The 7,501-nt window shown below is 31.8% G+C and carries 6 protein-coding genes; all 6 read left to right on the forward strand.

Annotation, left to right across the window (positions count from 1 at the left end):
* Positions 1–3: 3 nt before the first annotated feature.
* Genes ACKX2L_RS10425 through ACKX2L_RS10450 form a run of 6 tightly spaced genes read left to right on the forward strand, consistent with a single transcriptional unit; the run spans position 4 to position 6,567 of the window.
* Entirely contained in the window at positions 4–1,149 is a 1,146-nt protein-coding gene (locus ACKX2L_RS10425) for a glycosyltransferase family 4 protein (protein WP_497553226.1), read from the forward strand.
* Positions 1,146–2,108, forward strand: a complete 963-nt coding sequence (locus ACKX2L_RS10430; RefSeq protein WP_497553227.1) for a DUF6625 family protein — start codon at positions 1,146–1,148, stop codon at positions 2,106–2,108. Before ACKX2L_RS10425 ends, ACKX2L_RS10430 begins: the two co-directional genes overlap by 4 nt.
* A 10-nt stretch (positions 2,109–2,118) precedes the next feature.
* A complete protein-coding gene (locus ACKX2L_RS10435; protein ID WP_497553228.1) occupies positions 2,119–3,519 on the forward strand; it encodes a hypothetical protein in 1,401 nt (466 codons plus the stop codon).
* 4 nt (positions 3,520–3,523) lie between these two features.
* A complete protein-coding gene (locus tag ACKX2L_RS10440; protein ID WP_497553229.1) occupies positions 3,524–4,459 on the forward strand; it encodes a hypothetical protein in 936 nt (311 codons plus the stop codon).
* Between the two features lie 6 nt (positions 4,460–4,465).
* The gene (locus ACKX2L_RS10445) at positions 4,466–5,890 is read left to right on the forward strand and encodes a lipopolysaccharide biosynthesis protein (protein ID WP_497553230.1); all 1,425 of its coding nucleotides are present in this window, start codon (positions 4,466–4,468) and stop codon (positions 5,888–5,890) included.
* Positions 5,891–5,895: 5 nt separating this feature from the next.
* Positions 5,896–6,567: a DUF1919 domain-containing protein gene (locus ACKX2L_RS10450; protein WP_497553231.1), complete on the forward strand. Its 672-nt coding sequence runs from the start codon at positions 5,896–5,898 to the stop codon at positions 6,565–6,567.
* Positions 6,568–7,501: the final 934 nt, after the last annotated feature.

The following is a 7,501-nucleotide window of genomic DNA, read 5'->3' on the forward strand; positions in this document are numbered from 1 at the left end:
AGTATGAATATCGTTATTACAGCACATACGTATTATCCGAACAAAGATGGAGTTCAGGTTGTAACAGAGTACTTAGCGGAGGGACTTGTACAAAAAGGACATAATGTAACCGTTGTAACTCCAGTGATACCAGGAGCACCATTAGACGAAGAACATAATGGTGTTATAATCCATCGTGTGAATGTTTCAACAGTGCATTGTAAGTATAAAGGTGACATTATCGGCTATCAAAAATACATAATTGATTTAGCAAATAACAGTGATTGCTTGATAAATATGTGTATGCAGACAGCTACTACAGATGTATTACTTCCTCTTTTGAGGAAAATGCCTTGTAAAAAAATATTATATATGCACGGCATGTTTGAGTTTACATTTAACAACTCAGATTGGTCAAATGGCATCCAACTTATGCATAAAGTTTGGTGCTCGCTGAATTGGAGAAGCCTATATTCAAAATTGGGAAGATATATATCTGAGTATGATAAGATCATACAGCTTCATTCGATGGATTATGCTAATCAATATTTTATAAAAAGATATCGTGTAAAGACAAATATCATTGAGAATGCAGCTGATGATGCTTTTTTTAAGCAGAATAATAATTCTTCTTTAAAAGAAAAATATGGGAAATATGCTCTTTTTGTAGGAAATTATGATCCAAATAAAAATCAAATAGATTTGGTAAGAGCATTTGTGAAAGCAAATATTCCAGATTTATCACTTGTAATGATAGGAAGCACTAAAAATGCATATTATGAAAAAGTAATTGAAGCAATCAACAATAGTGGAGATATTGGAAAACTAATATATGCCTTAACTAGTGTTCCGAGAACAGAGGTTTCTGATTATGTAGAGGAATCTCTCTTCTATATGATGAGTAGTAGAGTCGAAAAATTTCCAGTTTCAATAGTCGAAGCAATGGCAGAAGGTAAGGCTTTTATTTCGTATGATGCTGGAATTACTAGATATTTACCTGGTGGAGTGATAGTAAAGAATCCTGATGAAATGGCCGAATGGATGAAAACCATGTATGAAAATCCAGATGTTATGTATAGTTATGGGAACGCCGGTAAGGTGTACGCACAAAAACATTTGTCGCGTTCTGTTGCAGTAAATAAACTTGAAAATATTATAGAGAACTTATGAAATCAATTACTTTTATTTGCCCGTATTTTGGGAAATTACCGGAAGCACAATTTCCTTTATGGTTACAGTCTTGTGCGTATAATCCTTCAATTAAATGGATTATATTCACAGATGATACAACGGAATATGATTACCCAACTAATGTTGAAAAGGTTCAGGTTTCGTTTGAATGGTTAAAAGAATACATACAAAGCAAATTTGAATTCAAGGTTTCTTTAGATACCCCTTACAAACTATGTGATTTCAAACCGACATATGGGTATGTTTTTAAGGATTATTTACAGGATTCAGATTACTGGGGATATTGTGACATCTCAGATACAATATTTGGAAACCTTAGAAAATTTTTAACGGATAATGTCTTAACATCTGACAAAGTAATGTTTCTTGGTCATATGACTTTATATAAAAATTCAAATAATATCAACAGTGTTTTTATGAATTCTGAAAAATGTGGTAAGCCTATTGAAAGAATATTGGGAGTTGCCGAGAACATGGCTTTTGATGAAAATCCCATGTACGGAATTAGGAAGATATTTACAATTTTAGGATATTCGTCTTATAGAGTAGATAAGATGTATGACGATATTTCTCCGTTGAGATACGCCTTTCAACTTTCCTGCTATGATCAAGATTACAAACAATATTATAAGAAAAAGGTGCCCATTATATTTGAGTGGAGAAACGGTTCATTGTATGAATTTTCACTAAAAGAAGGAGAACTTAGCAAAAGAGAACTTGGATATGTTCATTTTCAAAAGAGAAAAATGAATAATCCATTTAAAAAAAAGGATGTTAGACAATTTTTGATTGTTCCAAATAAATTTATTGAAAATAATAAGATGATAACGACAAGATGCGTAGAAGACTATGGAAAAGATAGGATGTTCTACTACCCATTTTTTAAGCTCAAATGGGATGCATTAATTTATAAATTATCTCACTTAGGCAAGGACTAAAGGTGCTATTGTGACACTATCTATATATAAGAATGATTATTATAGAACAGCCAATTTATTTATATGTTTCGCTGCCATTATTTGGGCAATTATAAATGATAAGGCATTTCAAACAGGCACTTTTGGATCGGCCTTATTGTTTCTTGTTTTCAATGCCTTATGTTCTTTTCTATCTAGACAAACATTTTATTCATGGCCTGTGATAATTATTAGAGGGTCCGGTGTTTTTAGGTATATAATAGTTGCTTTAGCGGCGTTTAAAGATGGCGTATATACATTTCCTGATGATAACTGGATTGTATATTTAGAAATGATGGCAATATATTTTGCTATCTTTCTATTTGATGTAAGACATCAAAGCCGTGCCGATAATACGACTGTTGCGTATGAAGCTTTTAACATAAATGATGATAATATAAAAAGTTCAAATCAAAGAGGCGTAATTATTACGGCTATTTTAATTGTCACCGGAGCCTACGTCATAACACATAGAGAAATATTATCTTTATATTTTAGCTTAAGTACAAATAAAGCTAGTGTGGTGTTTGCTAATGGCCTAATTGCTCTCTTAGTAAACTTGTTTTTTCTAATTATATATATAAAAGCTTTTTTGTATTTTCAAAGACTTGGCCTTCCTGAATGGATAATAATCATTCTACAAATTGCTATAAGTATTTTCTATATAAATGGAAGCTCAATAAACAGCGATAATGTATCAAGATGGTCTATGCTTATAACAGGACTTTTAGCTTATGTATATTTAGTTAGATTTCACCCCAAATATAAGAAAGTGTTATTAATAGGACTTTTAGTTATTTTGATTTTTGCTGTATTCTTTGGTTCAATGATCAAGTTCTCGAGACTGGGAAATCAAGACTATATGGAAATGAATTCAACTGTTAATTCATTATTCTCATATAAGAATTTGAATGCATATTTTGCTGGGCCGACCAATATTCATGTTGGAATAGAAATGGTTAAGTCTGTTCATAAGAATGGGCCGTCCCCTTTACTTATGTCTATTTCAGATTTCTTTAACAATTTTCCACTTTTAAATAGAATACTTAATTTACAAGATTATGCATCACATATAATTTTTAATAGAATATACTATGGGTCAAGTATAGCCGTCGATCAGATACTTCCATTATCTTGCCAATTATATAATTTTTTTAATATAGGCTTTATAATTCCTGAAGCAGGAATAGTTTATTTTGCATTGACACAAAATAATAAAATAAAGACTGAAAAAAATATGTTGTTAACATTTTGCAAAGTCTATCTTGTGGCATCATTATCTTTAGTAAATTGCTTAAATATGACGGTTATGCTTCAAGGAGTTTGGTTACAAGTCCTTCCTGCTTTTTTGGTATATTGGATAAATAGAACGCTTGTGATAAAAGGAGATTAATTCAATGAGTATGCCTAAACAATTTATAAAGACTGAAATTAATAGAATAGATAATAAAAGAAAATTGAATTCAAAATACAAGTTTTTCGATAGAAAAAAGAACAAAAAATACGCATTGATTGTTTTATCAGGTTATCGAAACTTTTTATGGAAAGCTGTTTTTGGAAGGATAAAAAAATTTTGTCCTGATGATATAGATGTTTGTATTATTACTTCGGGATTATTTTCAGAAGAACTAAGCAAAATATGTGACGAAAATGACTGGTCGTATCTTAGCACACAAAAGAATCAACTTTGTATTGCACAGAATATCGCTTTAAAAATCTTTGATAGAGCTGAGTATATTTATAAACTTGATGAAGATATGTTTATTACTAAAGAATTCTTCTTAAATATGCGAGAAACATATTCTAAAGTAAAAAAAGAAGGACTTTACGATATTGGGTTTGTTTCTCCTCTTACACCGATAAATGGGTATGGCTATATTCGACTCTTAAAGAAGTTTGATAAATTAAGTGATTACGAAAAAAGATTTGGAAAGGCTGTATATGGTGGCAATAACAACTCTTGTGATTTTATTTCAAATAAAGACGTTCCATTCTTTATGAACTCAATTCCGGAATTTCAAAATATTGACACTCTATCTAATACATTAAATATTGATCCCTTTAATTACTCTGTTTGTCCAGTGCGATATAACATAGGAGCTATTTTTTTTAAAAGAGATGTTTGGAAAGATATGGGAATGTTTTCTGTTCCGCATGGAGGAGTAGGGCTAGGAATTGATGAATCGGATTTAAATAGCTATTGCATTTGCAATTCTAAGGCCATGATAATATCAGAGAACTGTGCTGTAGCGCATTTTGGTTATGGTGCTCAAGTGAGTGACAAATTGATTAACGCGTATAAAAAAAGAGAAAAAGAATATTTGGTAGATTGATACAAAATGGAATTAAAAGGGAAAAAACTTTTTGATAATACAATAATCTTTTTTATTGGAAATATTGGATCAAAAATAATACAGTTCTTTTTGGTGCCTTTATATACTTATTGCCTTACTACTGCTCAATTTGGCACAACGGAACTTGTTTTAAATGCGATTTATATAGTAAGTCCCATTTTTTCAATTTCTATTACAGATGGGATGCTTCGATTTGGCCTGGATAAAAAAATAAAAAAACAAGATGTTCTTTTAGATTCTATAATTATTGCGGCAGTTGGATGTGTTATTTCCATATTATGTATTCCTATTTATTATCAATTTGACTCTTTGAAGGGATGGATACCTTATTTTGTTTTAATAATGAATTTCAGAACTCTTCAAGATGTTCTTTCGGTTAACCTTAAAATAAAAGACCAGAATCGTCAATATGCACTTAATAGTATGATATATAGTTTCGCTTTTTGTGCTTTTAATATCTTATTATTGAGTCTTTTTAAACTTGGAATAGATGGTTACTTTTTAAGTTACATTCTGGCTTATGTAATTAGTATTATATATTTACTTTATGCTGGGAATGTTATTAGGGATATTCGATCAGCCTCTTTTGATGTCAGACTTGTTAAGAAACTTGTAATATACTCATTGCCAATGATCGTTAACGCCTTATCTGGATGGATTATAACAGCATCTGATAAGTTCATGATCAACTTCTATATGGATAATTCTGCTGTTGGTCTATATTCTGTCGCTACAAAGATCCCTACAGTTTTGACTACTTTAAGTAGCATCTTTATGCAAGCTTGGACTTTATCTGCTATTGATGAATATGAAAATGAAGAGGGAACTTCATTTTACTCAAACATTTATTCAGCATTCTTGTTTTTTGTCGGATTTGCTAGCTTAGTTATTATTGGCTTTATTCAACCTTTTATGAAGGTATATGTTAGCAAAAGTTATTATTCATCATGGATTTATGTGCCTTTTTTAGTTTTTGGCACTGGTTTAATGTCAATAGTAAATTTTTTTGGCGGAGTTTATGTTGCTCACAAAAAAAATATGAGAATTACTATAACAACGTTGATTGGTGCTGTTTCTAATATTGTCCTTAATTTTACTCTTATTCCTAAGTATGGGATACAAGGAGCTGTTATAGCTACTTTTATTTCGTGGCTTATTGTATCAATCTATCGATACATAGACGTAGTTCAATTGATACATAAGAGCCTTTCTTTGACTAAATCACTCCTTTTCTTTGTCCTTTGCCTTTTTGTTTCACTAGTAGCTATAAAGGGAAACTATATTATTACACTTGTGTTAACCGGTATTTTTTTACTAATTTGGCTCTTTTTTAACAGAAAAGTAATGAGGCTATCGATTGATCAAATAAGCATCATAATTAAAGACAGAATTTCTTCTCAAAGGAGGTAGCATTTATGAATAAGTTTGATTATTTTAAATCTAATGTTAGATGGACATTAAGAAAAAAACACGATAAAAATATGAGGAATATGCTTATAAATAGTAATCCGAGTATATTCTCTTCTAATTGTGTGGGGGGGGTAATATATCATGCATTAGGTCTACAATTTGAATCCCCTACTATTAATTTGTTTTTTTCTGCTAAAGACTATTTGAAGTTTTTACAGAATCCGAATAAATATCTTTATGGTAATTTTTTTAATATTAAAGACGATAAATCTCCATATCCAATAATCGGCTGTGAAGATATTGTAATTAATGCTGTTCACTATTTAGATTTTCAAGAGTTTAAGACAAAATGGGACGAAAGAACAAAAAGAATTAATTTTGATAATCTTTATGTTATGATGTGCGAAAGAGACGGATGCTCTTATGACGATATTAAAACGTTTGATTCTTTACCTTATAAAAATAAGGTGATATTTGTTCATAAGCCTATGCCAGAATTTCAATCTGCTTGCTTTATTCCTGGGACTGGTTTAAATCAAAATGGAGTTTGTTGTGTTAGAGATTTAACATCATATGTATCTCGCTATTCTACCATAAGATACATAGACTATTTTGATTATGTTTCTTTTTTAAATGAGGGTTCAATAAAACTTAATGAAAAATTATTAAGTGAGTGAACATTATGACCTTCGCTTGAGACAACTATAAGAACCGGATCAATATTCTTAAGCATGATCTGTCATTCGAATCAGCTGTTAATGTTTTCGACGATCCCAATGCTGTGATTCTCTAAGATGAGCCACACGTTGGTGACAGGCACCAACGTGGTATACCTAGCGTCAACCGAGAGTACTTGAAAGTTTGATAATTTCAGCTGCTCCTATTTTTTTTGAAGGAAATGACAGCCGGAGCTAGGCAAATGCTATTTTTTAGACATGATGAATAAGCTGTCAAGAGTTGAGACAGCTTGAACTATTTGATAGTATCAGTTGTGAAGGTGCGCGGTCGATTATTAAAGTGCTTCCGGTCGCGGGCGTCTGCTTTCTTTTTTCGGGGATCGCGTCTGCCGGGTTGAATCTGCGATCGGTTAGCACACGCACCTTCAAATATATTGTCCAATAGGGAAAGTCTACAGGTACTTGCAAGGAACCTGGCAATAAACATTTTTCTACGTCCTATGATATAGGCCCTGTTTGCCTGGTAGCGGTATCTGTTCTTTTGTTGACTTCCAATAAAGCGTGCAACTAGAGAAAAACTGCGCGCAATACAACGGCCCAAAAGCCTTGAAAACACTGGATAAATCCGCACTTTTGCTTGCAATTGTGCGGATTTTTTGCTATACAATATTTAGTCGTAAATACAACTATTCTACTTAGGAGTATGATATGTATGTAAGTCCTCAAACATGAGTACTTAATCAAAGAAAACCCTGATAGAATCAGGGCTTCTTGAGAATAGATCTGTACTTTGAAAATTTAAGATTTTTTTTGCCTATTGATCTGGCTCAGACAATACTTCTGAATTCGTTTGGACCAGGGAAGAAGATCATCCAGATAAGATGGATCCTCATCTTCGGCATGATTGGGAAGTTCTGTAAGCAGAAGTTCGAAG

Origin of the sequence: Porcibacter vitabionis (genome assembly GCF_046263795.1) — a bacterium.
Classification (GTDB): Bacteria; Bacillota; Clostridia; order Lachnospirales; family Lachnospiraceae; genus Lachnocurva.

Coding starts and splice junctions, on each gene's coding strand:
- ACKX2L_RS10430 (WP_497553227.1), top strand. CDS start 1,146: ATGAAATCAATTACTTTTATTTGCCCGTATTTTGGGAAATTACCGGAA.
- ACKX2L_RS10425 (WP_497553226.1), top strand. CDS start 4: ATGAATATCGTTATTACAGCACATACGTATTATCCGAACAAAGATGGA.
- ACKX2L_RS10445 (WP_497553230.1), top strand. CDS start 4,466: ATGGAATTAAAAGGGAAAAAACTTTTTGATAATACAATAATCTTTTTT.
- ACKX2L_RS10450 (WP_497553231.1), top strand. CDS start 5,896: ATGAATAAGTTTGATTATTTTAAATCTAATGTTAGATGGACATTAAGA.
- ACKX2L_RS10440 (WP_497553229.1), top strand. CDS start 3,524: ATGAGTATGCCTAAACAATTTATAAAGACTGAAATTAATAGAATAGAT.